Genomic DNA, 23868 nt, shown 5'->3' on the forward strand with positions numbered 1-23868 from the left:
TCAGGTGTCGCGGTCGCAGGTCGCGCAGATCACCACGCCGCTGATGGGCGGCCACCAGGCCTGCCCGGCCTCCCCGGGCCGGTCGCCGGGCGTCGGGCGCAGGCCCGCAGTGCTCATGCCGCAGAGGGTGACCGGTCCCGGCGCCGTCCCGGAGTCGTCCGTCTCGGCCGCGTGGACCGTGCCGATCCCGTCGGGGACCGTCCCGTCGAAGGGGGGTCCGTCCGTCCCGCTCGCCCGTACCTCGTGGACCGCCGCGTATCCGTTCACGCGTCCCACGGTAGGGCGGCCGCGCCGGTGCCGCCGCCGCGGCGGGCCCGCTCCGTCCCCTCGCCGACCGAACGGAGCACGGACCTCAGTGGTGGCCGAGGAACCGGGCGGCCACGGTCTTGCGGGCCAGCAGCATGGCCACGCCCACCGCCACGGCCACCAGCACCTCGATCGCCACGAACGGAATGCTGTTGAGGTTCGCCCCGGCGATGGCGGCGAGCGAGGTGGCGCAGTCGCCCGCGGTCACCGCGAGGAACCAGACGCCCATCATCTGGCTGCCGTACTTCTCCGGCGCGAGCTTCGTCGTCGCCGACAGGCCGACCGGCGACAGGCACAGCTCGCCCACCGTCTGGATCAGGAAGATGAGGGCGAGCCAGAGCGGCGAGACCTGCGTGCCGCCCTCCGCGGCCGCCAGGGCCAGCAGGAACACGGCGAACGACAGGCCCACCAGGATGAGTCCCATTCCGAACTTCGCCGGTGTGGAGGGTTCGCGGTCCCGGCGGGCCAACCACTGCCACAGCCAGGCGAACACGGGGCCGAGCGCCATGATGAACAGCGGGTTCAGCGATTGGAACCAACTGGAGGGGAAGTCGAAGCCGAACAACGTGGTGTCGGTGTTCTCGTCGGCGAAGATGTTGAGGGTGGAGCCGCCCTGGTCGTAGACCATCCAGAAGACGGCGGCCACGACGAACAGCCAGATGTAGCCCGACACCCGGGACTTCTCGGCCGCGGTCAGTTCCGGGTCGCGCCGGATGCGCGCGAGGGTCCATGCCGGGAAGACCAGCCCGATCACCGTGAGCGGGACCATCACCCAGTTGAGGGTGTAGTGCCCGGACAGGCCGACGACGAGGTAGAAGACGATCGGTACGAGCAGCCAGAGCAGCCCCTTGCGCAGCATGGCCCGGCGCGCGGTCGCGTCCATCGGCGAGGGGACGAGATCGCTGTGCGGACTCAGCGAACGCCGGCCCAACAGGTACTGGGCCAGGCCCAGGGCCATGCCCACGCCGGCCACCGCGAACCCGAGGTGGTAGCTGACCTTCTGCCCGATCGTGCCGATGACCAGCGGGGCGAAGAAGGCACCGAGGTTGATGCCCATGTAGAAGATCGTGAAGGCGCTGTCCCGGCGCTCCTCCAACGGCCCCTGGTAGAGGTGGCCGACCATCGTCGAGATGTTGGCCTTGACCAGGCCCGAGCCGACCGCGACGAAGAACAGCCCGGCGAAGAAGAACGCCGTCGTGGGCACGGCCAGCAGGAAGTGCCCGATCATGATGATCACGCAGGCCGTCGTGACGGACCGCCGGGGTCCGAGGAAGCGGTCGGAGACCCAACCTCCCGGCAGCGTCAGCAGGTACACCATGGAGACGTACACGCTGTAGATGGCCACGGCCGTGCCGGTGGAGTAGCCGAGGCCGCCCTCGGCCACCGGAGCCGCCAGGTAGACGGCCAGCAGGGCGCGCATGCCGTAGTAGCTGAACCGCTCCCACATCTCGGTGAGGAACAGCGTCGCGAGTCCTCGGGGGTGTCCGAAGAACGTCCGCGGTTCGACTTCCCGGGCCTCTGTGCCCACGGTGCCCCCGTACTCCTGGTTCCGGCATGCGCGATGACAGCTGCAACGTACGTCGGAGCGGGGGCGCAGGTGCGGTGGCCCGGCCCGGCGGGCCGCGCGGGTCCGGCGGAGTTCCGCCGTTCGGTGGCGTCCGCCCTCCCCACGGACGCCTCGGCGGACGCATGGCGACCCTCCGGGTCAGCCGCCCAGGCGGCGCACCTCGCCCGTCACCACGTCGGCGATGCGCTGCGCCTGCACGTCGGTGATCACCAGGGGCGGGGTGAGCCGGATGACGGGGTGGGCGGTCGGGATCAGGACCCCGGCCTCGGCCGCCCTTCCCGGCAGCAGCCGGGCCCGTTCGGCGACGGCCGGGTCCTCGGTGAACTCGACGGCGAGCATCAGGCCGCAGCCGCGCACCGCGCGGACCCAGGGCAGTTCCTCCAGCGGCCGCAGGGCCGCGAGCAGTCGGGCGCCGGTCTCCGCCGCGCGCTGCGCGAGCCGCTCCCGCTCGATGATGTCCAGGTTGGCCAGGGCGACGGCCGCGGCGGTGGCGTGCCCGCTCGCGGTGAAGCCGTGCAGCAGCGGGAAACCGTCCAGCATACGCAGCGCCCGCTCCCCCGTCAGGACGGCACCCATCGGTATGTAGCCGCTGGTCAGGGCTTTGGCGGTGACCACCAGGTCGGGGCACATGCCGAATCGGGGCGAGGCGAACCAGTCCCCGGTGCGGCCGTATCCGGTGGCGACCTCGTCGGCGATCAGCAGGATGCCGTGGTCGTCCAGGACGCGGCGGACTCCGGGCCAATAGCCTTCCGGGGGAACGATGTTGCCGGCGAAGCCCAGGACCGGTTCGCCGATGAGGGCGGACACCCGGTGCGGACCGGCCCTGGCGAGGGCACGTTCGAGTTCGGCGAGGAGCGCGGGCACGGGGTGCGGACCGAGTCGCGAGGGATCCGGCCTGGTCAGCCGGAGCACGTGCCCGGACGGCGGGCCGAGTCCGCGGTGGGCCGCGGGCGACGTGGTCACCGCGAGGGCTCCGGCCGTCATGCCGTGGTAGCCGCCGTCGAGCGCCAGGACGAGGGGGCGGTCGCTGCCGTCGTGCTGGAAGTGGGCGAGCCGGGCCAGTTTGAGGGCGGTCTCCACGCCCTCGCTGCCCGAACTGGTGAAGGACACCCGACTGCCGGCGACGGGCGACAGCTCGGCCAGCCGCTCGGCGAGGAGCAGTGCGGGTTCGTTGACGGGTCCCGCGTGCAGGGGGAAGGCGGCCAGTTCGCGCATCTGGGCCGCGGCGGCGTCGGCCAGTTCGGTGCGCCCGTAGCCGACGGCGCACTGGCCGAGGCCCGCGAGGGTGTCGACGAGTTGCCGTCCGGCGCTGTCCCACACCAGGGCCCCGCGTCCGCGGACCAGGCACAGCCGCTCCGCCGGTTCCCTGCCGATCACCCCCCTCGGCAGCAGCACCGGGTACGGGCGTCGCGGCGGGACGATGTTCCGGCCGGCGCGGACGTCGGCCCCTGCGAGGGTTCTGGGCTTCATCACGTTCTCCTTCGGCGGGGCGCCGCCGTCGGGTCCGTTGGCCGGCCGCACTGGACGCCGATCCCACGCTAGGAGCGCGACCGCGGCCGGGCGGTCATGCATTCGATCGATGGTGCAGAGGAGCGGTCGGGGCGGCGTCCGCCCTGCTGCCGCTCCTCCGACCGGAGGACAGGGGCGGCCCGGGCGCGGTGACACGGTGGCGTCATGACTCCCCTCGTCCGGCCCGTCGGTCACCACTCCCCAGGTCACCGGCCGATGGGTCACCGGCCCCCCGGTCGGCGACCCATCGGCCGGCGGCTGGCGGACGCCGTCGAGACCCGGGGCCTGGAGCCGGTGCCCGACGAGGAGCGCACGGCCCGGATCCGCGGCCTGTTCCCCACCTGGATGGCCGGCAACACGAGCGTGCTGCTGTTGGCCATGGGCGCGGGGCTGACCGTCGCGGGCCATCTCTCCCTGGCGCAGGTCCTGATCGTGGCGGTCGTCGCGCCCGTGGTCTCGTACGGGATCGTCGGCATCGTCTCCGTCGCCGGCAGGCGCGGCGGGGCTCCCGGACTCGCGCTCGCCCGGGCCGTGTTCGGTACCCGCGGCAACCTGCTGCCCGGCACGGTGATCTGGGTGGCCCGCTGGGGCTGGGAGACCATCAACGCCGTCACCGGCGCCTACGCGCTGCTCACCGTCCTGCGTCTGGTGACGGGGGTCGGGGAGAGCACGGCGCTGATCGTCGCGGCGCTCGCGCTGTTCGTGACGGGCAGTTTCGTCGTGTCCGGCCTCGGCCGGTCGGCCCTGCTGCGGGCCGGTCTGTGGGCGGCCTGTCTGTTCGGCGGGTTCAGCGTCCTGGTGATCGCCCGGGTGGCGGCCACCACCGACTGGTCCGCCGTGTGGCACCGCTCCGGCGGCTCGACGGCCGTGCTCGTCGCCGGTATCGGCACGATCGCGGCGGGCGGGATCAGCTGGGTGCCCTCCGCGCCGGACTTCACCCGGTACCTGCCCCGGACCGCCTCCGCGACGGCGATGGTCGCCACCACCGTCGCCGGGGCGGGCCTCGTGGTCACGCCGCTCGTCATCGTGGGCGCGGTCCTCGCCGTCGGGAACCCGGGCCTGGCCGCGGCCCCCGACCCCGTCGCGTTCATCGGCGGACTGCTGCCCGTGTGGCTCGCCGTGCCCTACCTGCTGACCGCGGTCGCCGGCATGGTCCTGATCAACGCGATGTCGATGTACTCCGCCGGGTTCACCGCGCAGACCCTGGGAGTTCGGCTGCCCCGGGTGTGGGCGGTCTCCCTGAACGCGGCCGTGAGCCTGGTCCTCGGGACGCTGATCATGGCGGTCGCCCGGAGCTTCCAGAGCACCTTCGTGTCCTTCCTCACCCTGCTCTCGGTGGCCTTCTCCGCCTGGACCGGGGTGTTCGTCGCGGACATGCTGCGCCGACGGGCCTACGACCCGGCCGGGCTGCTCGACGTCCGCCCCACCGGCCCGTACTGGTACCGCGCGGGTTTCTCTCCCGGCCGCATCGCGGCCTGGGCCTTGGCCGTCGGCACCGGACTGCTCTTCACCCGGGTCGCCTGGTTCGACGGTCCCCTCGCCTCGACCTGGCCGGGCCGGTACGGCCTGGGCTGGGTGGCCGGCATCGCCGTCGGCGCCCTGCTCGGCCGTGCCACTCACCCGCGCAGCCCCTGAGCCCCCCCCTTCCGACAGGAGAGAAACCATGCGCGCCTCACTCATCCAGCTCCGTGTCGACGCCTCCGAGAACGCCGAGGACCGTCGCTCCCGTGTGCTCCGTTCGGTGGTGCGGCGGGCCGGCGACGACCTCGTCGTACTGCCCGAGCTCTGGACCGCCGGGGCGTGGGCGCACGACACGTGGGACCGCGACGCGGAGGGTCTGGACGGGCCCACCGTCGCGCTCATGGCCCGGGCCGCCCGGGCGGCCGGTGTGTGGCTGCACGCCGGGTCGATCCTGGAACGCGGCCGTGACGGCACCCTGTACAACACGGCGCTGGTCTTCGACCGGGACGGCGAACTGCGCGGCCACTACCGCAAGATCCACCGCTACGGGTTCGACAGCGGCGAGGCCGTGCTGCTCGGGGCGGGCGACGCGGCGACCACCCTCCCCACCGACTTCGGGACGCTCGGCCTGGCGATCTGCTACGACCTGCGCTTCCCCGAGCTCTTCCGGGCCCTGGTCGACGCCGGCGCCGAGCTGATCGTCGTCCCCGCGGCGTGGCCGGCCGGACGGTTGGAGCACCTCAGGCTCTTCGCCCGCACCCGCGCGGTCGAGGAGCAGGTGTACCTGCTCACCTGCGTGGCGGCGGGCGAGCACGGCGGGGTGTGCCAGGCCGGGCACAGCATGGTGGTGCACCCGTGGGGCGGGGTACTGGCCGAGGGCGGTCCGGGCGAACAGGTGGTGACCGTCGAGCTCGACATCTCCGAGGTCGGTCGCGTCCGCAAGGAGCTTCCGGTGCTGCGCGACCGGGTCCTCGGCATCCCGGCTCCGGTCCGCTCCTGAGTGGTGCCCCCTCGGCCCGCCGCCGAGGGGGCACACGTCCGCGTCCTTCCGGTCCCCCGTCCGCTCATCCTTCGCCGGCCACCGGTGCCGTCGCGCGCAGCAGACGCGCGGCGAGCTCCCGGCGGCCGGCGACGCCGAGCTTGCCGTACACGCGGTGCAGGTGGTTCTCGACGGTCCGGTGCGAGAGGTGCAGCAGTCGACCGATCGCCTTGTCGGTGAGGCCCCGCGCCGCGAGCAGGGAGATCTCCGTCTCCCGCAGGGTCAGACCGCGGTGGGCCCCGAGGATCTGCAGGACGGGGGTACGGGCACCCCCGCAGCGTTCGACGAGCGCGTGCACCTCCCGCTCGGCCGCCCGGGCCTGCCGTTCCCGGCCGCCCTGACGCAGCGCCGCGGCGGCCGTGCTCCGGCATTCGGCGGCGAGCAGCAGCGCGCCCCGGTCCTCCAGTTCGACCGCGGCGGCCAGGAGCCGGGCGGCGTCCCGGGCGGCCCAGGCCCCGGCGAACCCCGCCCGGAGCAGGTGGGCGGGTTCGGGGACCGCCTCCGCGAGCGCCGCCAGCCGCGGCGCGGCCCAGGCCGCGTCACCGAGCCGTACGAGATCGGTGAGGAAGAGGGACTCGCGTCCCCGTCGGCCGAGCCGCAGGGCCTCGGCCGCGCCCCGCCGCAACTGTTCCCGCGCCCGGCCGAGTTCGCCGCCGCACGCGTACCGCCAGGCTTCGCCGAGCAGCAGCTCGGGGACGTCGACGTGCTCGGCGTCGTCGGACGGTCCGGCGGTCGGCGGGGCGTCGCCGTCGGGCCGGCCGGCGGCGGCCCGACCCTCGGCGACGGCCGCCGCGGCCGTGGCGAGGTCGCCCTGTTGGGCGGCGGCCACCGCGAGCAGGCCGGACGCTTGGGCGAACACGCCCGTCCGCTGCCTGCGCGAGGCGTGCGCGGCGTCCGCGAAGAGCCTCCGCGCCCGGTCCAGCCGGCCCGCGGCCAGCTCGGCGCGGCCCAGGGCGAGGACCAGACGCCGACTCTCGTGGTCGCGTACCGCCGACCGGGCCTCGTGCGCCGGGCGACCGTACGCCCGGGCCTCCGGCAGCCGCCCGGCGGTCACCAGGGCCTGCACGAGCACCCGTTGCTTCGCCGCCTCCATGACCAACCCGGTGTAGACGGCGGCCTCGTGCGGTACGGGGGCGTCGACCGCCGCCCGGGCCCACTCCACCGCCTCCTCGCCCCGTCCCAGGGTGCCCAGGGCCAAGGAGCGGACCAGGCAGGCCCGCAACCGGACGCTGTCCGTCGGGGCTTCGTGCGGGCCGCCCACGGGCACCAGCGGCGCGGTCAGTTCCAGCGCCCGGGCGCCGTCGCCGGTCCCCTGGGCCACCACGGCCTCGGCCAGGGCCAGCTCCCTGACACCGGCCTCGCCGCGCACCCGGGGGCGGGCCGCCTCGATCACCGCCCGGCACACGGCGGGCGGTGAGCCCAGGCCGTGGACGAGGTTGTGCACCCGGGCCCCGAGGACGAGCAGGGTGTCCTCCTCGGTCCGGGCGAGGGCCGCCGCCCGTGCCAGCGTCCGCTCGGCGGCGGCGCACTCGCCCGCCCGGTAGCGGGCCTCGGCCAGCAGGAGCAGGGCCGCCACGCCGTGCTGCCCCTCGGGCACCGCTTCGAGGAGCCGGCGGGCCCGCCCCGGGTCGGCCGTGTCCGAGGCCCGCACGGTCTCCGGGTCCAGGGGTTCGGGGTGGCCGTGGCCCGTCGCCTCCAGCAGCCGGACGGCGATCAGACCGGGGTCCCCCTCCCGACGGGCCCCGGAACGCTCCGTCAGGGCGGCGCTGCGCAACAGCAGGTCCCTGCGCCGGACCTCCGTCAGTCCCTCGCGCAGCACCCTGGCGTGCAGCGGCAGGACCAGGCCGACGTCACGGCGACGACCGTCCGTCCGGACGGCGATCAGGGCGGCGCGCTCCAGGGCGTCCACGGCCCGCGGGCCGGCCAGGTCCAGCAGGTGGTGCAGCGGCAGCGGCCCGCACACGGCCAGCGCTTCCAGCACCGGGGAGGCGTCGTACGGCCGTACCTCGTCGTGGACGCGGTCGACGAGGTACGGGGTGAGCGGCACCTCGGCCGCGTCCAGGTCCCAGATCCGCCCGTCGCCGGTGAGGGCCCCACCGGCCAGGGCGCCCCGGACGAGTTCGCGCAGGTACAGCGGGTTCCCGTCGCTCAGGGCGAAGAGGAGGCCCAGGGTGCGGTCCGTCACCGGCAGGCCGAGGGTCCGCTCCAGCAGCAGGGCGGTGCGGGCGCGGTCCAACAGGGGCAGGTCGACGCGGCGTACGCGGTCCTCGTCGGTCAGCGTAGCCACGGCGGTCGGGGGCCTTCCCCCGGGCGGGGCGGACCGGGCCGTCGCCAGCAGGAAGACCTGCTGGTCGTCCATCAGGCGGCGCACCAGCAGGGCGGAGTCGGGATCGAGGTGGTGCAGGTCGTCGACGAACAGCACCTGCCGTCCTGGGCGGCCGGCCCGCCGGCGGTCGAGGCCGCGGCCGGCCTCGGCGTGCAGTGCGGCCGGTGGCAGCGCGCGGGCGTCCGGGGGCAGCAGGTGGGCCACGGCTCCGAACGGTACGTCGGCTCCGGCGGTGGTGGCCCGTACCGCCAAGGTGGCGTGCCCCGCCCGGGCGGCCCGGGCGAGGCACTCGCGGGCCAGCCGGGAGCAGCCCGCGCCGGCCGGACCGAGGACGAGGAAACCGTCGCGGTCCGGGTCGGCGAGGTCCCGCGTGAAGGCCCGTACGTACGGGTCACGGCCCACGAGCGGCCAGGGCGTTCCCGGAGCCGTGGCGGCCTCGGTGGACCCGGCGGCGGTGGCCGGTGCGGTCCCGGTGGGTGAGCCGGTCGTGTACATCGCGGTCACCGCGGTGTCACACCGCCGGCCGGGGCCGGAGGGCGGCGCCGGGCGGGGCGACGCACGCCTTGTGGGCGTCGGTGTCGCGACGGACGTGCATGAGCAGTACCTCTGGAGGATCTGTGGGACCGCGGCCCAGTCTTCCGGCGGGAACCGTGGATGTCGTGAGTGGTCACCACTCAGATCGGCGGTACTCGGAACGGCCGTCCCAACGGGGGCGCGGGCGGCGGGGGCATGCCCCGGCCCTCCCCACCTTCGCCCCGGGCCCGACCCGTACGGTGTCCTCCGTCCGGTCGGACTCCGGACGGCGAACACCGCCCGGAGTCCGACCGGATGGACGACAGCCGGCAGGCGGGGCGGCCGGGGAGCGGGGCGGGTGCGCTCCCCGACGCGCCCAACGCCGGTCCGTCCCGCACGGGGTGACGCCCCGCAGGTTCCTCCTGACGAAGGGCCGGTCGTAGGACGGGGTGCGGCGGGGGCACACGGTGTGCTGGACATCGGAAAACTCCACGGAAAGGTTCACGTCATGCACGCACCGCGCCCGTTCCGGTCCTCACGCGACTCGGCCACCGCTCCGCGCACCGTCACCGCCCGGGCCGGGGACCCGATCGACGCGGCGGACGGGGCCCGGACCCCGTTCCGCGCCCCGCGGCTGCCGCGCGTCACCGGTTGGCCCGCGCCGCGGGCTTGCGGCGACGCCGGTTCCCGGCCGTGCTCCCACCACAGTTGACCCACTCATCCACCCAAGGAATCCCATGTCCTGGAACACCCGGCTCCTGCCCGACCTCCGCGGCAGGTCCGCCGTCGTCACGGGCGGCACGGCCGGAATCGGCTTCTTCGTCGCCGAGCAACTCGCCTCGGCCGGCGCCCACGTGACCCTCGCGGGACGCAGCCCCGAACGGACCCGGGCCGCCGTCGCGGCGCTGGCCCGCTCCGCGCCCGACGTCCTGTTCACCACGGTCCGCCTCGACCTCGCGGATCTGGAGTCGGTGCGCGAGGCGGCCGACACCATCCGCGCCGCGGGTCCCCTGGACATCCTCGTCAACAACGCCGGGGTCACCGCCGCTCCCCACCGCACCGAGACGCGCGACGGTTTCGAGCTGATGCTCGGCACCAACCACCTCGGCCCCTTCGCCCTGACCCTCCAGCTGCTGCCGGCGCTCGTGAGCGCCGGCTCGGCGCGCGTGGTCTCGCTGGGCAGCCTCACCCACACGCGGGCCAGGATCGACTTCGACGACCTGCACGGCCGGGGCTCGTACCGGTCGATGCGGGCCTACGGACGGTCCAAGCTCGCCGCCATGCTGTTCGCGTTCGAGCTGGACCGCCGGCTGCGCGCCGCGGGGTCCGCCGTGGAGAGCCTGGCCGCGCATCCCGGCTGGGCCGTGGACGGCCTCACACCCGCCCGGCCCCCGATGTGGGAGCCGTCGCTGTCGCACCGGCTCCGCAGCCGGCCGCTCGCGGTGATGGCGCAGGGCAAGGACCGGGGCGCGTGGCCCGTGGTGCGGGCCGCGTCGGATCCCGACGGGCAGGGCGGGCAGTACTTCGGGCCGGGCGGCCCGGGCTCCCTGCGCGGGGTCCCCTCGATCGAGCACGCCGCGGACCACGCCTACGACGAGTCGACCGCCGGCCGCCTCTGGGAGGCCTCCGAGGCCCTGACGGGCGTGCACTGGGAGCGGGCGCTGTCGGCCTGCTGAGGTGCCGCGCACCCCGTCATCCCCTCGATGGACCGATCGGAGGACACGGGCCCCGTCCGCCCCGTGGTGTTCTCGTGGGGAAGGCGCGGACAGCCCGCGTCGAAGCACCCGAACGGAGATGATCACCATGGCGGAAGTAGCGACGGAACTCACGGCACAGCTCTCGGCGGACCTCGCGACGGAGCTGGCCCGGACGCTGGAACAGGAGTTCGGCGCCACCTCGGCCACCGTGCTCGTGAGCCGGTAGCGGAGATCGGACGAGCGCGAGCCGCGCGGGTTCCCCCCGGACGCCCTCGCTCCGCGCCCTCCCCCCGGCCGGGGCACCGCCCACCGGCGGTCCCCGGCCGCACCGCGTCCCGCCCACGAAGCCCGAGAGCGCGGCCGACCGTCCGAGGGCCCGTCGTCGAACTCCCCTCCGCCCTCCGGGCGACGACGCGACTTCGACGACGGGCCCTGGGCGGCCTCCCCCAGCCCCTCCCGAAAGCGACCCTCCCCCATGACAAGCCGGACCCAGCCGACCAGCCGGACCCAGCCGACCTCCCGAACCCGCCCGCCCGCCCCCCGCCCGCCCCTGGCCCGCGTCCCCGTGGCGGGCACCTCCCCGTCGGCTGCGGAACGGAGCGTCGAACGGCTGGGCACCCACCGCGTCGTCGACGCCGAGACCACCTGGCGGCGGCTGCGACCCTTGCTGGCGGACGCCGGGATCACCCGCGTGGCCGACCTGACGGGCCTCGACGACATCGGCGTGCCGGTCTGGCAGGCGGTCCGTCCCAACTCCCGCAACCTGTCCGTCTCCCAGGGCAAGGGGTTCACGCACGCACTGGCCCGCGTGTCGGCGGCCATGGAGTCCTACGAGTCGTACGCCGCCGAGCAGGAGCGGCCCGACGCCATCACGGCGAGCACCGCGGGCCTCGCCGGGGAGCTCACCTACGACCCGTACGCCCTCGGCACCACCCCCGGCCACCGGCCGCAGCCCACCGCTCCCCTGCGCTGGTGCCCCGCCGAGGACCTGATCGACGGCGGCCCGACGTGGCTGCCGACCGCGGCCGTCACCGTTGACCTGCGGGTCCACCGCGGCTGGAGGCCGCCGAGCGGTTCGGGAACCTCCAGCAACGGGCTCGCCGGCGGGAACACCCTCACCGAGGCCACCCTGCACGCGTTGCTGGAGGTCGTCGAGCGGGCGGACCTCGCCCGCGCCCACGCCGCCGGGAGCCTGTGGCCGCGGGCCGTACCGGTCCGCGCCGGCCGGGCCGGCGCGGCCGCGACCGTCCTGCGCAGGTGCGCGGCGGCCGGCGCCGTCGTCGAGGCGGTGGACTGCACGGGCCCGTGGGGGGTTCCCACGTTCGCGGCGCGCGTGTGGTCGTCGAGCGTGCCGGCCTGGTTCTCCGGGTCGGGGACCCACCCGGACGCCGACGTCGCCCTCTCCCGGGCGGTCACCGAGGCGGTCCAGTCCCGGCTGACCGCGGTCGCCGGAGCCCGTGACGACCTGCCGCCCACCCACTTCACCATCGGCCGTCCGGACGCCCGGAGCGGCTCCCACCCGGACGGTCCGGACAGTGACGTGCTCCTGGCCCGACACCGGGACGCACCCGCGGACGACCACCCGGCGGCGCGCGACCTCGACGCGGACCTCCGGCGGCTCACGCGCCTGGCCGAACGCCAGGGCCTGCGCGTGCTCCGCACGGACCTGACACCCGCCGGCTCGCCCTTCGCGGTCGTGCGCGTCGTCGTCCCGGGCACCGCCTTCGACCACAAGGCCTGGAGCTGACGTGATGACCACCGGCCGCGCGACCCACTCCGACCGCACCACGAGCGCCGTGCACACGCCCCACACCGACCACGCCTCGCACGCCTCGCACGCCAACGGCACCACCCGCACCGTCGTCACCGTCGGCCCGACCCTGACGCGCGCCGAGGTGCTCCGGTACCTGCCGGGCGCCGAGGTCCGCGAGCCCGTCGCCGCGGGCCAGGTCCTGCGCTGGGGCCTGCGCGCGGGGGACCGCCTCCTCGTCATCGACGGCCTCTTCCTCCAGTCCCGCGCCGTGCGCCACAAGGAGCTGCTGGCCCTCCTCGACCAGGGCGTCGAGGTGTACGGGGCCTCCAGCATGGGCGCGCTGCGCGCCGCGGAGCTCGCACCGTTCGGCATGGTGGGCATCGGATCCGTGTTCCGCGCCTACCGCGACGGGGAGATCGTCGCGGACGACGAGGTCGCGCTGGTCCACGCCGACGCCGAGGCCGACCACCGGCCGCTCGGCTGGGCCCTGGTGGACCTGCGCCATGCGGTGCGCCACGCCGTCCGCACCGGGACGATCGGCCGGGCCACCGGTGACCTGATCGTCGACGCCGCCCGGCGGCTGCCCTTCTCCTGGCGCGACTCCCCCACCGTGCTGGACGCCGCCCGCCGCTCGGGAGGCGACACCGGCGAGCTGGGCGCGTTCGCCGCCGGGTACGCCCGGGGCGGCCCCCGCATCAAGCGTCGTGACGCCCTGACCGCCGTGCGTCACCTCGCGAGCCGCCCGGGCCGGGGTCCGGGCGAGCGCCCCCGGGTCGACGGCGACAGCGGCCGGCTCACCTACCGGGGCCTGCCCACCCCGCTCTCCGAAACCGTGTTCCTGCGGGCCTGGCGCTCCACCCCGCTGCCGCGCCCGGCCGCCGTCCCGCCGGGCGGGCACGTCCCGGCACCGGCGGCCGGTGCCGGGTCGACCGGCCCCGTACCCGTACCCGACAACGGATCCGCCGACCGTGCCCCTTCCGCGGGCCCGGCGGACGTGGGCTGCGAGCAGGTCGCCGAGGCGATGGCGCTGACCTGGCCCGGCTTCCCCGACTTCCTGCGCGACCTCGCCGCCCGGGAACTGCTCGCCACCCTGGAGGGACCCGAGCCCGGACCCGAACCCGCCCCCCGGACCGGCGACGTCATGGCCGAGCTCGCGGCCGGGCTCCGCGCACTGCGCCTCCCGACCGACGGGCCCGGGGACGCACCGTACGCGGAGCTCCTGCGCCCCCGCGAACGTGCGCTGCCCACGGTGCGGGCGTCCGCCCTGTTGGCGACCCGGATGTGGCGCGCCACCACGCTGCTGGACTGGCTCACTCCCGTCGTCGCCGCCCTCGTCGACCACCCGGCGTTCGCACGGACCGCCGCCGACCTGGTCGCGGCCCGCGCCGTCGTGGTCCCGGCCGAGGAGGAGGAGTCGCAGACCGCCGCGCAGTGCGCGCGGCTGCTGCGGGCCTGGCGGGTCGCCGATGCCACGGAGGTCCTGCCGGCGCTGCGGGAGCGCGGCTTCCTCGACCTCGCCGACTTCGTCGGCACCGTCCGCGCCCACCTGCCGTTCCTCGTGGCGTCCGCGGCCGAACCCGCGGCCCCGTGACCCCCTCTCCCGGTCCTCGTACCGTTCCCGGGGGCCGCCGAGCGCGAACGGCCGGCCCGGAAGGGGCGGGCCGGCGCGCACCCTGCGGTTTTCCGCAGGATGGACACCGCGGGAAACCGCACCGGGCCGGACGGGAATCCTCATACCGCCGCTGAGCTGCGCTTCCCAGCATGGAGGGGAGATCGGGCGACCGCCCGATCGACCGGACCGGCCCCCTGGAGATCCCTCATGCCCCTCGTCCTCGCGTCGCGTTGGTGTATTGCCTCGTTGGGTTGGGCGCGGCTCGCGGGTGGTTGGCCGGCGAGTGGGCGTGTTCGCGGTGGTGATCGTGGGACCGGAGTCGGAGCTGCCTGCCGGGAATCGGGGCGCCGTCGACGGGGTTGGAGGGGGCATGCGAGCGATTCAGGTGTACGAAGTGGGCGGTCCCGAGGTGCTGCGGGAGGCCGAGGTGGACCAGCCGCGGCCGGGTCCGGGCGAGGCGGTCGTGGAGGTCGCCGCATCCGGGGTCAATTACCTCGACGTCTACCACCGCGAAGGCCGGTACAGCCTGCCGCTGCCCTTCACGCCGGGCACCGAGGGCGCCGGCACGGTCGTCGAAGTCGGACCCGGCGTCGCCGACGTCGCAGTCGGGGACCGGGTCGGTTGGGTGGAGATCCCCGGCACGTACGCCGAGCGGGCCGTCGTCGACTCCTCCCGGCTGGTGCCGCTGCCCGACGACATCGACTTCGAGACAGCCGCCGCCGTGCTCCTCCAAGGCATGACCGCGCACTATCTCGTCAAGGACGCCTACCCGGTTCAGGCGGGCGAAACGGTGCTCGTGCATGCGGCTGCCGGCGGCATGGGGCTGCTGTTGACCCAGCTCGTCACCCATCTCGGCGGCAGGGTGATCGGCACGACGTCGACCGCGGCGAAGGCCGTGTCGGCGAAGCGTGCCGGGGCCGCCGAGGTGATCCTTTCCTCCGCGGTCGACGATCTCGCAGCCGAGGTGAGGCGGCTCAACGGCGGTCAGGGGGTGCCGGTCGTCTTCGACGGCGTCGGCGCGCACACCTTCGACGCGAGCCTCGCCGGCCTGCGAACCCGCGGCCATCTCGTGCTCTTCGGTGCGGCAAGTGGTGCCGTGCCGCCGTTCGATCCGATTCGGCTCGCCCACGGCGGTTCGCTGACCCTGATCCGGCCCAGCCTCGGGGACTTCATCGCCGATCGGCCCGAGCTGCTCCGACGGGCCGCGGATGTGTTCGAGTGGGTGCGCTCCAAGGCACTTGAGGTCACCGTGACGGGCCGGTACGCGTTGTCCGAGGCCGCCCGGGCCCACAGCGATCTGGAGGCCCGGCGTACCACCGGCAAGCTGCTCGTCGTACCCGGTGCGGCCGCGATCGGACGCCGCGAGGATGCGCAGAGCTGATCGCGGGTGACGACGTCGGGGGTCTTGGGGACTGGGATGTCGAGGAAACGCCCGGGGCGTTGGTAACGGATGCGCGGGTGGTGGAACCGGATTCCTCCTGTGTGCCTCTCACCGGTCGGACGGCGAGGAGGCTGCGGATGATGGACCGGGCGGGCGGGGCGGACGGGATCGGTGGGACGGGCAGGACGGAGGCCGGTCCTCCGGGCCGGCGGCGGCCCCGGGAGATCGAGGTCGCGTGGGGGCTCACCGTCCTGGCCGTCGTGGTGGAGCTCCTGGTCTGGGTGTCGGGTTCGTTCCTGATCGCGCCCACGGGCCTGAACGAGCTGAGCGAGGTGTCCGGCCGGGCCGGCGCCTACCGCCAACTCGCCCTGTCGGGTGCCGTGATGGCGGTCCTGCTTGCCGTCTGGCTGACCCTGGGTTGGTGTGTGAGGGCCGGTCGGGGCCGGGCCCGGACGGTGCTGGCCGTCCTCACGGCGCTGAGCCTGCTGCTGTCGTTCGCCGATTCCGGCATGAACGGGCCGTGGCCGGACGGTGGGGAGCTGTTCGCGGCGCTCCCCGACCTGGTGGCCACGGCGGCCGCCGTGTTCATGTACCTGCCCGGGGCGCGCGGGCACTTCTCGACCCGTGCGCGGCAACCGGCCTGACGGGCGGCCGCATTGGCCGTCGCGGAGGACCCGTCACGCGGTCCCCGTCACGCCGTCCCCGTCATACGGGCGTAGACGACGACGTTGCTGTCGTAGTAGTGCTTCTTCGGGTCGAAGTCGCCGCCGCAGGTGACCAGGCGAAGGCCCGCGTGGTCGAGGTTCTTGTACACCTCCAGTGTGGGGAAGGCGGCCTTCGGGTATTCGGCGACCTTGTTCACCGTGAACGTGACGGTCTTCTTGTCCCGCCGCGTCACCTTGATGGTGTCTCCGGCCTTCATCGTCCTGAGCTTCTCGAAGACGGCCGAGGCGCCGTTCCAGGTGACGTGGCCGGCGATCACCGCGGGACCCTGGGAGCCGGGCGTCGGCCCCGGTTCGTACCAGCCCGCGAGACCGGGGTCCTTCGGGGTCTGCATCGTTCCGTCCCCGTTGAGCCTCAGCGTTTCCAGGGAACTGGAGAGGCCGAGCGACGGGATCGTGATCTTCTGGGGTTCCGACCGGGCGAGGGCGGGTTCTCCCCTGCCGGTTCCCGTACCGGCGCCCGTACCGTCCTGTGACCCGCCGGCGGCCCCTCCGTGGCCGCCGGTGGACGCCTCACCGGTGGGGGCGGCCCCCTGGGCCGGTGCCGCGGCCTGCGCGGCGCGCTCCTGCGGCGCCGGGTCCTGGCCGCCGCACCCGACCAGCAGCAGTGTGCCCAGGGCCGCCGCTGCGAGGGGTACCGCGGTCCGTCGCCGGCGGGGCCGCGCCGCGGACATCGCGCGCGTGGAGGACCGGGCGCCCTTCACGCGGCGTCCTCCTCGGTCGGTACGGGGCCCGGGGTCACGGTGGCCCGCTTCCGCACGAGGGTCATCGCGCCGGCCAGGGCCGCGTACGCGAGGACCGCGACGCCGGCCGTCGTCGCCAGCGGCACCGCCATGTCCTGCGGGGAGCCGCCGCCGGTCTCGATGGCGCCGACCGGGACGGACCCAACGGCGGCGCCCTTGACCTCACCGCAGTTGGTCGGAGCCGTGGCCTCCTGGGGCAGCTTCGGGTCGAGCTCGCTCTTGCCGGCGCCGTCGACGTCGTACTTGTCGTTGTCGTTGCGGTCGATGCCGTGTTGCACGACGTGCAGGTCCTTGATGTGGTCGACCACGTCCTGCCCGACAGTGATCGTCCGCTGGTAGGAGAGCTTGCCCGCCTTGTCGGCGACGGGCATGCGGTCCACCGCGAGACCGCTGGTCGCCTTGGTGTCACCGGACGTGGTGAGCGAGATGTTGATGTCGCCGTAGTCGACGGTCGCCTCGGTGTTGTTGAGGATCCCGTCGCCGTTGGTGTCGTCACTGGCGTCGGGGCAGTGGAAGTCGTGCCCCTTGGTCGAACCGTGCAGGTGCTGGGCCGAGGGTTGTCCGGGCACCATCCCCTCGGACTCGATCTGCACCGTCAGCTGTTTGCCCCTGAGGCTCAGCATGACCGTCCCGCGTGAGCCCGAGTCGTTCAGTTGCGCCAGGTCGATCTGGTACGACTTGCCCTCCTCGGCGAGAGCCGGGCCGGAAAGGCCCAGGGTCAGGAACACCGCGGCGGGCACGGCGGAGATGACCACGAGGCGGCGGCCGGCGCGCTTGACTATCACATTCGCTCCTGTTCCTCGGATTCCCGGTAGGGGAATCACGGATCGCACGGGTGAAATGATCCCCGGGAGGGGATCTCCGTTGCTTCTTCGAAGCCCCAACCGCATTGGATTGGTGGTGACTTGAAGAATCTTTCGGAAATTCGACGTGCGTCGGTCAAGCGGCTGCCCACGGTGCGGTCGACAGCGGTCCGCCGGTCATCCAGATGCGTGACACGTCGTCCGCCAGACGGGGGGAGCGGGCTGCCGCGCACAGCATTTCCGACAGCACGAGGATCCCGCGCGCCGTGCACCTCGGGTCGCTGTTCCGGTGCAGCCAGATGACCGCGTTGATCATGGGTCGGCGCCCCACGGGAAGGTCGGTACGCCCGACGCCCGCCACGGCCTCCAGGGCGGAACATCCCCCGCCGAACGGAAGGGCCGCCGTACGGGGCATGCCCGGTGGCGCGACCGAGTCCCGCACGTGGCGGAAGTAGGCCTCCGGCGGGGCCTGCCCGGTCTCGAAGGTGTTGCGGAAGCCGACGATCCGAACGTCCGAATCCCGTGGGAGGAACTCGATGTACAACTCGATGGACAAACCCCTCAACCGAATGTTCAGGGGCAGGTAGCGCACCGGTTCCTCCCCGGCGCCCGATCTTCTGGGGAACCACAGGGCCTCCGCCGCACCGGACCGGACGGCCGACACGAGGAGTCGGTATTCCGCCACCGTGGCGTCCTCCACGGAGAACGAAACGGATTTCAGCACGACGGCATCCGTCAGTCGGAGGAGATCGGAACCCGCGCTCCCCGCCGGAAAACCCGTCGCAGCCGGTTCGATCCTGCTGAATTCACGCACGACACATCCACCGCCTTCGACATCACCCCGGTCGACGACGGCTCTCATCGCCCTTGTCGCCGGGCCTGGTTCGGTCCGGTTCTTTGTAGTCGGCCATCCGGGGCGGAAACGAATACTTGGCCTCTGATGCCAAAAACTCCTCACGCGATCGTGAATCGATCACCATCCGCCCGATCCGCGGTGCCCGCCGCCGCCACGACGGCGTGGCCGGCACCGGCCGGCTCGGGCATTCGGGTGGTCGCGCGCCGTGTCGGGCGGCCGGTGCCGGGGCCTGTTCGTCATTCTGGGCCGGGCACGGCAGCGCACCTGCCGCTGCCCCTTCCCCGAGCGAGAAGGAGTACGGCATGCCCGCGGACACGGTGGAGCGGTTCCTCGCGGCCCTGGACCCCCGGCAGCGGGAGGCCGTCACCGGCAGACCGCACGAGGAGCAGGAGCGCCTCGCGGCCGCGTGGGAGGAGGAACTGGCGTCGGACGACGAACTCGACACCCTCGACGAGCTTTCCCCTCCCGCGGCGGAGGCCGAGGCGGCCCGCCGCGTCATGGGCCGCGAGTCGTGAGGCGGCCGGGCCCGGCCGCCGGGCGTGGCGGCCCGGCGCCGGCCCGGCGGGGCGGTCAGTCGCCGGGGGTCTCCAGCGGTCGCAGGAAGCGGCGTTCGTACCGCTTGATGCAGCGGGTCTCGCGCGCCAGGTCGAAGGCCGCCAGGCACTCCGGATCGGACATGCTGTCCGTTCGGTACTGCTCGTAGGCCGCGAAGCCGGGGAAGGAGAAGAGGGCGTAGGCGATGTCGCTGTCGCCCTCGCCGGGCAGGAAGTATCCGTGGTGGGTGCCGCCGAAGCGGTTGACCAGCCGGACCCAACGACGCCCGTACTCCTCGAAGTCCGCGAGCTTGTCGACGTCGATCTCGTACTTCAGATGAATGGTGATCATCCACCCATCATGCCCGCGGGCGGCGCCGGCCCCGGTGGGCGGGATCGCGGCCCCGGACCGGTTCGGGGCGGTGGCACGGATCTCCCGCGACCGCTCGTCGATTGCCCGCTCCGCGGGGAAGCGCGCGGGTCGGACGGGCGTCGAGGCCGCGGACTCCCGCATCGGGCACCCTCCGTCCCCCGGTGCGCGTCGGACGGTGTCCCGCGACTTGCCCCGGAGCGGCGGCCAATCCCGCCCTTCGGGCAGGGCGGACCGCCGAAACCTCGTACGCTGCGACGGAGTGGGAGACGTCGTGGAGGGGGATTCACATGTCCTTGCAGAAGGGCGCCAACGTACCGGTGCCGAGTGCCAGGGTCCGGGTGGAGCTGGGTTGGCGCAGTGGGCCCGGGGCCCCGGACGTGGACGTGTCGGCCCTGTTGCTGACGGCGGCCGGGAAGGTGAGGTCGGACGACGACTTCGTGTTCTACAACCAGCCCGTGCACGGCAGTGGTGCCGTGCGCCACGAGGGCCGGCGCCAGGACGGCTCGGGCCCGTTGGAGACCATCACGGTGACGCTGTCGGCGGTGGAGCAGGAGATCGGGACCGTGGTGGTCGCCGCTTCCACCGACGGCACGTTCGGGCAGGTGGCCGGCCTGTTCGTGCGCGTGCTGGACGCGGACAGCGGTGCGGAGCGGGCGAGGTTCGACGCCACGGGTGCCACCACGGAGACGGCGTTCGTGCTCGGGGAGCTGTACCGGCGGGCCGGGGCCTGGAAGTTCCGTGCGGTGGGCCAGGGTTACGCCTCCGGTCTGGCGGGGCTCGCCACCGATTTCGGCATCACGGTCGACGACCCCGCCCCGCCCGCGCCGGCGCCCGTGCAGCAGCCGTCGCCGCCACCGGTGAGTGCGCCGGTGGCCCGCCCACCGGCTCCGCGGACTCCCCAGGCCCCGCCGGTCCCCCAGCCGGCCCACACCCAGCCCGTGCGGCTGTCGAAGATCACCCTGACGAAGGCGGCGCCCACGGTGTCGCTGGCCAAGCAGGGGGCCACCTCCGGTGGCATGCGGGTCAACCTCAAGTGGAGCGCGGCCACTCCGGCGCGGGGCTGGATGCGCAAGGGGAAGGACGCCGTCCGGCTGGATGACGTCGACCTCGACCTCTCCTGCCTGTGGGAACTGCGGAACGGAACGATGGGGATCGTCCACCCCATCAACAACCAGTTCGGCTCGTTCGACCAGCCCCCGTACGTCCTGCTGGACCAGGACGACCGGACCGGCGGCAGCGAGGACGGCGAGAACCTGATGATCAACCTTGATCACACGGCCGAGATCAAACGCCTCCTGGTCTTCGTGTCCATCTACGCCGGCGCCACCAACTTCGCCGGCCTGCAAGGGGTCGCCACGCTGTACCCGCCCGTCGGGCCGCCCATCGAGGTCCGCCTGGACGAATGCACCGTCCCCGCGCCGGTGGCCGCGATCGCGCTGATCGAGAACGTGGGCGGCGAGCTGATCGTCCGGCGGGAGGCGAAGTACCTCGTACTGCCGCCCGGCATCCTCAAGCAGCAGGCGGTGGACCTGGAGTACGGCTGGGGCATGAGCTGGGAGCCGGCCAGCAAGGACTGACCGCTCCCCGCCTCCACCAGCCCCGGCAGGGGCCGGGAGGAACGCCCCGACGCGAGTGCCCGCGTCGGGGCGTTCCTTCGTGTCGGGCGGCGCGCGCGGGGTCCGGCCCCAGGTGACTCGTGCGTACTGCACGCCCCGTCGGTGACAGCCGTGACTGTCGCGGCCCTCTCCCGGCGTGACAGCGTGAGGACGTCACCGACCGAGGGAGCAGGAGTGAACAAGGGGTACGCCGCCTTCTGCGACGCCGACCGCTGGTTCTACGACGCGCCGTACCGGCGGGCCGAGGAGAACTACCCGGCCGCGCTCGCCCCCGTACCGGCGGGGTGGCAGACGCACCGCAGCGGGGACTGGCTGGCGCTGCGCCCCCTGGACGCCCAACTGCCCTCCCAGGGTTGGAAGATCCACGTGTCGGCGTGTCTGGACAACGCCGAGTCCGTCCTGGAGCGGGTCCACCGCTACTGCGTGGAGCGGCGGATCGCGTTCAAGTTCGTGCCGAGCCGTTACCTGCTGCACCTGCGCAACGCGAAGTACGCCGACCGCGCGGCGAGCGGCAAGTTCCTCACCGTGTACCCGGCGGACGAGGAGCAGTGCGGGCGCGTCGCCGAGGACCTCGACGCGTTGCTGGCCGGCGAGCCGGGCCCGTACATCCTGAGCGACCTGCGCTGGAACGACGGCCCCGTGCACCTGCGCTACGGCAGCTTCACCCTGCGGCACTGCTACGACGACCGCGGGGAGCTCGTCCCGGCGATCGAGGCCCCGGACGGCCGGCTCGTGCCGGACCCGCGGGGGCCGGTGTTCCAGCCGCCCGAGTGGGTCGAACCGCCCGCGTTCCTGGCGCCCCACCTGGCCAGGCGGGCCTCGGTCACCCTGGAGGGACTCCCCTACACCGTCGAGCGGGCCCTGCACTTCTCCAACGGGGGCGGCGTGTACGCGGGGCGGGACGTCCGCTCCGGCGAGCGGGTCGTCCTCAAGGAGGGGCGCCCCTTCGCGGGGCTCGCGGCCGACGGCGCGGACGCCGTGACCCGGCTGCACCGTGAACGCCGGGCCCTGGAGCAGTTGGCCGGGCTGGACTGCGTGCCCTCGGTGCACGGCACCTTCACCGTCGGGGACCACCACTTCCTCGTGATGCAGCACTTGGAGGGCAAGCCCCTCAACACCTACTTCGCCCGCCGGCACCCGTTGATCGAGGCGGACCCCGATCCCGAGGAGCTCGCCGAGTACACCCGGTGGGCGCTGGAGATCCACCGGCAGGTGACGCGGGCCGTGGAGGCCGTGCACGCCCGCGGCATCGTCTTCAACGACCTGCACCTGTTCAACGTGATGGTCGCGGAGGACGAGGTGACCGGCGTGCCGTCGGTCGCGCTGCTCGACTTCGAGGCCGCCGCCCACGTCGACGAGGGGTTGCGCCAGACCGTCGCCAATCCGGCGTTCGTCGCGCCGGCCGACCGTCGCGGTTTCGCCGTCGACCGGTACGCCCTGGCCTGCCTGCGCCTGGCCCTGTTCCTGCCGTTGACGAGTCTGCTGGTGATGGACCGGGCGAAGGCGGCGCACCTGGCCGACATCGCCGCCGAGCAGTTCCCCGTACCGCGCGAGTTCCTCGACGAGGCGGTGCGCGAGATCCTCGCCGGGTCCGAGGGCGACTCCGGGATCGAACGCGGTTCCGGGGGCCGATCCGCCGGCCGGGCGGCGGTCGCGCGTAGCCCCTACCTGCCGGTCGAGCCGGGGAGTTGGGAGGCGGCCCGCGCCTCGATGACGGCGGCGCTACGGGCGAGCGCCACCTTCGACCGCGATGACCGGCTCTTCCCGGGGGACACGGCCCAGTTCGCGACCGCCGGGGGCGGGACCGGGTTCGGCCACGGAGCGGCCGGTGTCCTGTACGCGCTCGCCGAGACCGGCGCCGAACCGTGGCCCGAGGCCGAGGAGTGGCTGCTGGCCCGGACGAAGGAGCCCGCCTCCGGCATGCCGTTGGGCTTCTACGACGGCCTCGCCGGTCTCGCCTGGACCCTGGAGCGGCTCGGCCACCGGGACCGCGCCCTCGCCCTGGCCGAGCAACTGCTGGCCCAGCCGTGGCAGTCGGCCGGGCCGGACCTGCACGGCGGCCTCGCCGGCATCGGCCTGGCACTGGATTCCCTGGGCTCGACCACCGGTGAGACCGGACTGCACACGGCGGCCCTGCGCTGCGCCGAACTCGTCTCCGACCCGGCGGCCGGACCGAAGCGGGCCGGTCTGCTCCACGGCCACAGCGGCCCCGCCCTGCTCCACCTGCGGCTCTACGAACGCACCGGGGAACGGGAGTTGCTGAACCTGGCCGGCCGGGCCCTGCACCGCGACCTCGACCGGTGCGTGACCAGCGCCTTCGGCACCCTCCAGGTCGACGAGGGATGGCGCACGATGCCGTACCTCGGCGGTGGCAGCGTGGGCATCGGCATGGTGCTGGACGACTGGTCGGAGCACGCCCGGGACGAACGCTTCGAACGGGCCCGGCCGGAGATCGTCCGCGCCGCCCAGGCGACGTTCTACGCGCAGCCCGGCCTGTTCCGCGGCGCGGCCGGCATGATCCTCCACCTGGCTCGGACCACCACTGCGGGCCCGGGCTCCGCCCCCGGGGACATCGCCCGGCAGGTGGAGGCCCTGGCCCGGCACGCGGTCCCGTACCAAGGCTTCCTGGCCTTCCCCGGCGAGCAGATGATGCGCCTGTCCATGGACCTGTCCACGGGCACGGCCGGCGCTCTCCTCGCCCTCGGCAGCGCCGCGCCCGGCGGGCGCGCCCGGCTGCCGTTCCTCCCGCCGCCGCGGTCTGCCGCGGCGGCCCCAGAGCCGGTCCCCGTCACGGGGGCCGTGACCCATCGGAACACCACAGTGAAGAGGAATCAGACATGACGCTTCTGGACCTGCAGTCGATGGACACCCCGAAGGAAGAGACCACGGAGGCCGCGCACCTGACCGGCGGCGGCAGCCGCGCCAGCCTGCTCCTCTGTGGCGACAGCAGCCTCAGCATCACGACCTGTAACTGATCAGGTCATTCCGGGCCCGGGCGGTTCACCGCCCGGGCCCGCACCACACCCCTGGAGCCGCCGCCCATGACAGCGCCCGATCC

Annotated in this window: 19 protein-coding genes; 11 read left to right on the forward strand and 8 right to left on the reverse strand. The window is 74.0% G+C overall.

Annotation, left to right across the window (positions count from 1 at the left end):
• The 3 genes from ACFVS6_RS34390 to ACFVS6_RS34400 form a co-directional block, all read right to left on the reverse strand.
• Complete coding sequence (locus ACFVS6_RS34390) at positions 1-267, reverse strand: hypothetical protein (protein ID WP_389710222.1); 267 nt, start codon at positions 265-267, stop codon at positions 1-3.
• A gap of 85 nt (positions 268-352) precedes the next feature.
• The gene (locus ACFVS6_RS34395; RefSeq protein ID WP_389710224.1) at positions 353-1834 is read right to left on the reverse strand and encodes a peptide MFS transporter; all 1482 of its coding nucleotides are present in this window, start codon (positions 1832-1834) and stop codon (positions 353-355) included.
• A gap of 177 nt (positions 1835-2011) precedes the next feature.
• Positions 2012-3343, reverse strand: a complete 1332-nt coding sequence (locus ACFVS6_RS34400) for an aspartate aminotransferase family protein (RefSeq protein WP_389710226.1) — start codon at positions 3341-3343, stop codon at positions 2012-2014.
• Positions 3344-3598: 255 nt separating this feature from the next.
• On the opposite strand from ACFVS6_RS34400, the gene ACFVS6_RS34405 reads away from it, so the two are divergent.
• Positions 3599-5017, forward strand: coding sequence for a purine-cytosine permease family protein (locus ACFVS6_RS34405; protein ID WP_389710252.1), 1419 nt, complete (start codon positions 3599-3601; stop codon positions 5015-5017).
• A gap of 28 nt (positions 5018-5045) precedes the next feature.
• Positions 5046-5843 (forward strand): nitrilase-related carbon-nitrogen hydrolase, encoded by a 798-nt coding sequence (locus ACFVS6_RS34410; RefSeq protein ID WP_389710227.1) that lies wholly within the window; start codon positions 5046-5048, stop codon positions 5841-5843.
• Positions 5844-5907: 64 nt separating this feature from the next.
• Here ACFVS6_RS34410 and ACFVS6_RS34415 read toward each other — a convergent pair whose 3' ends face one another.
• A complete protein-coding gene (locus ACFVS6_RS34415) occupies positions 5908-8703 on the reverse strand; it encodes a LuxR C-terminal-related transcriptional regulator (protein WP_389710229.1) in 2796 nt (931 codons plus the stop codon).
• A gap of 755 nt (positions 8704-9458) precedes the next feature.
• Between ACFVS6_RS34415 and ACFVS6_RS34420 the strand changes: the two genes are divergently transcribed.
• From ACFVS6_RS34420 to ACFVS6_RS34440, 5 genes are all read left to right on the forward strand, one after another.
• The gene (locus ACFVS6_RS34420) at positions 9459-10397 is read left to right on the forward strand and encodes an oxidoreductase (RefSeq protein ID WP_389710231.1); all 939 of its coding nucleotides are present in this window, start codon (positions 9459-9461) and stop codon (positions 10395-10397) included.
• A 496-nt stretch (positions 10398-10893) separates the two neighbouring features.
• Positions 10894-12165: a YcaO-like family protein gene (locus ACFVS6_RS34425; RefSeq protein WP_389710233.1), complete on the forward strand. Its 1272-nt coding sequence runs from the start codon at positions 10894-10896 to the stop codon at positions 12163-12165.
• Positions 12166-12169: 4 nt separating this feature from the next.
• A complete protein-coding gene (locus ACFVS6_RS34430; RefSeq protein ID WP_389710235.1) occupies positions 12170-13762 on the forward strand; it encodes a TfuA-like protein in 1593 nt (530 codons plus the stop codon).
• A 391-nt stretch (positions 13763-14153) separates the two neighbouring features.
• Complete coding sequence (locus tag ACFVS6_RS34435) at positions 14154-15164, forward strand: quinone oxidoreductase family protein (protein ID WP_389710237.1); 1011 nt, start codon at positions 14154-14156, stop codon at positions 15162-15164.
• A gap of 137 nt (positions 15165-15301) precedes the next feature.
• Positions 15302-15808 (forward strand): hypothetical protein, encoded by a 507-nt coding sequence (locus ACFVS6_RS34440; protein ID WP_389710239.1) that lies wholly within the window; start codon positions 15302-15304, stop codon positions 15806-15808.
• A gap of 47 nt (positions 15809-15855) precedes the next feature.
• On the opposite strand, the gene ACFVS6_RS34445 is transcribed toward ACFVS6_RS34440, so the two are convergent.
• From ACFVS6_RS34445 to ACFVS6_RS34455, 3 genes are all read right to left on the reverse strand, one after another.
• A complete protein-coding gene (locus tag ACFVS6_RS34445) occupies positions 15856-16590 on the reverse strand; it encodes a class F sortase (protein WP_389710241.1) in 735 nt (244 codons plus the stop codon).
• Complete coding sequence (locus tag ACFVS6_RS34450) at positions 16587-17411, reverse strand: hypothetical protein (RefSeq protein ID WP_389710254.1); 825 nt, start codon at positions 17409-17411, stop codon at positions 16587-16589. The genes ACFVS6_RS34445 and ACFVS6_RS34450 overlap by 4 nt, the downstream gene beginning before the upstream one ends.
• A gap of 157 nt (positions 17412-17568) precedes the next feature.
• Complete coding sequence (locus ACFVS6_RS34455) at positions 17569-18156, reverse strand: ribosome-inactivating family protein (RefSeq protein ID WP_389710243.1); 588 nt, start codon at positions 18154-18156, stop codon at positions 17569-17571.
• 434 nt (positions 18157-18590) lie between these two features.
• Here ACFVS6_RS34455 and ACFVS6_RS34460 point away from each other — a divergent pair, with 434 nt between their 5' ends.
• Positions 18591-18803: a hypothetical protein gene (locus tag ACFVS6_RS34460; RefSeq protein ID WP_389710245.1), complete on the forward strand. Its 213-nt coding sequence runs from the start codon at positions 18591-18593 to the stop codon at positions 18801-18803.
• A 55-nt stretch (positions 18804-18858) separates the two neighbouring features.
• Here the strand turns inward: ACFVS6_RS34460 and ACFVS6_RS34465 are convergent, their stop codons facing one another.
• Complete coding sequence (locus ACFVS6_RS34465; RefSeq protein ID WP_389710246.1) at positions 18859-19173, reverse strand: NIPSNAP family protein; 315 nt, start codon at positions 19171-19173, stop codon at positions 18859-18861.
• Positions 19174-19481: 308 nt separating this feature from the next.
• On the opposite strand from ACFVS6_RS34465, the gene ACFVS6_RS34470 reads away from it, so the two are divergent.
• The 3 genes from ACFVS6_RS34470 (at position 19482) to ACFVS6_RS34480 (ending at position 23785) form a co-directional block, all read left to right on the forward strand.
• Positions 19482-20771, forward strand: a complete 1290-nt coding sequence (locus tag ACFVS6_RS34470) for a TerD family protein (protein ID WP_389710248.1) — start codon at positions 19482-19484, stop codon at positions 20769-20771.
• 213 nt (positions 20772-20984) lie between these two features.
• The gene (lanKC, locus tag ACFVS6_RS34475) at positions 20985-23651 is read left to right on the forward strand and encodes a class III lanthionine synthetase LanKC (RefSeq protein WP_389710250.1); all 2667 of its coding nucleotides are present in this window, start codon (positions 20985-20987) and stop codon (positions 23649-23651) included.
• A complete protein-coding gene (locus ACFVS6_RS34480; RefSeq protein ID WP_281204780.1) occupies positions 23648-23785 on the forward strand; it encodes a SapB/AmfS family lanthipeptide in 138 nt (45 codons plus the stop codon). Before lanKC ends, ACFVS6_RS34480 begins: the two co-directional genes overlap by 4 nt.
• The last annotated feature ends 83 nt before the right edge of the window (positions 23786-23868 follow it).

Source organism: Streptomyces sp. NPDC057939 (genome assembly GCF_042887545.1).
Taxonomy (GTDB): Bacteria; Actinomycetota; Actinomycetes; order Streptomycetales; family Streptomycetaceae; genus Streptomyces.

Bases quoted from the DNA above. Each gene is read 5' to 3' on its own strand.
- ACFVS6_RS34400 (WP_389710226.1), bottom strand. From the start codon at position 3,343: ATGAAGCCCAGAACCCTCGCAGGGGCCGACGTCCGCGCCGGCCGGAAC.
- ACFVS6_RS34465 (WP_389710246.1), bottom strand. From the start codon at position 19,173: ATGATCACCATTCATCTGAAGTACGAGATCGACGTCGACAAGCTCGCG.
- ACFVS6_RS34425 (WP_389710233.1), top strand. From the start codon at position 10,894: ATGACAAGCCGGACCCAGCCGACCAGCCGGACCCAGCCGACCTCCCGA.
- ACFVS6_RS34420 (WP_389710231.1), top strand. From the start codon at position 9,459: ATGTCCTGGAACACCCGGCTCCTGCCCGACCTCCGCGGCAGGTCCGCC.
- ACFVS6_RS34435 (WP_389710237.1), top strand. From the start codon at position 14,154: ATGCGAGCGATTCAGGTGTACGAAGTGGGCGGTCCCGAGGTGCTGCGG.
- ACFVS6_RS34480 (WP_281204780.1), top strand. From the start codon at position 23,648: ATGACGCTTCTGGACCTGCAGTCGATGGACACCCCGAAGGAAGAGACC.
- ACFVS6_RS34460 (WP_389710245.1), top strand. From the start codon at position 18,591: ATGCCCGCGGACACGGTGGAGCGGTTCCTCGCGGCCCTGGACCCCCGG.
- ACFVS6_RS34440 (WP_389710239.1), top strand. From the start codon at position 15,302: ATGATGGACCGGGCGGGCGGGGCGGACGGGATCGGTGGGACGGGCAGG.
- ACFVS6_RS34405 (WP_389710252.1), top strand. From the start codon at position 3,599: ATGGGTCACCGGCCCCCCGGTCGGCGACCCATCGGCCGGCGGCTGGCG.
- ACFVS6_RS34470 (WP_389710248.1), top strand. From the start codon at position 19,482: ATGTCCTTGCAGAAGGGCGCCAACGTACCGGTGCCGAGTGCCAGGGTC.
- ACFVS6_RS34430 (WP_389710235.1), top strand. From the start codon at position 12,170: ATGACCACCGGCCGCGCGACCCACTCCGACCGCACCACGAGCGCCGTG.
- ACFVS6_RS34415 (WP_389710229.1), bottom strand. From the start codon at position 8,703: ATGTACACGACCGGCTCACCCACCGGGACCGCACCGGCCACCGCCGCC.
- ACFVS6_RS34410 (WP_389710227.1), top strand. From the start codon at position 5,046: ATGCGCGCCTCACTCATCCAGCTCCGTGTCGACGCCTCCGAGAACGCC.